The sequence below is a fragment of the Peribacillus sp. SIMBA_075 genome (assembly GCF_046534585.1).
Genome location: NZ_JAWRYN010000344.1, coordinates 1 through 307, shown reverse-complemented (window position 1 = coordinate 307; position 307 = coordinate 1). Strand labels below are relative to the sequence as shown.

The 307-nt window shown below is 54.1% G+C and carries 1 pseudogene; it reads right to left on the bottom strand.

Going from position 1 to position 307, the window contains the following annotated elements:
- Positions 1 to 307 (bottom strand): annotated as a pseudogene (locus tag SB775_RS28510) (deaminase); the annotation flags it as partial.

The following is a 307-nucleotide window of genomic DNA, read 5'->3' as shown; positions in this document are numbered from 1 at the left end:
CATGCAAATGAACATCGATTGGCGCATTCGCTTCTACCGCGAGCTCGAAAACAGTAGCGAGTGACTTTTCGATATTTTGGTCAACCGTTGCCGGATCGACACCGCCGACGTAGGTCGCACCCATTTTCAGCGCCTGGCGGATGTTCTCCACCTGATTGCTGCGCAAAAGCCCTTGCTGCGGGAAGGCGACTACCTCACATTGCAGCTTGCCGCTGAAGGTTTCCATGGCAGCCAGTGTCGCTTCCAGGTTTTTCAGACCGATGTACGGATCGATGTTGCAGTGGGAACGAATTTGGGTAGATCCTGC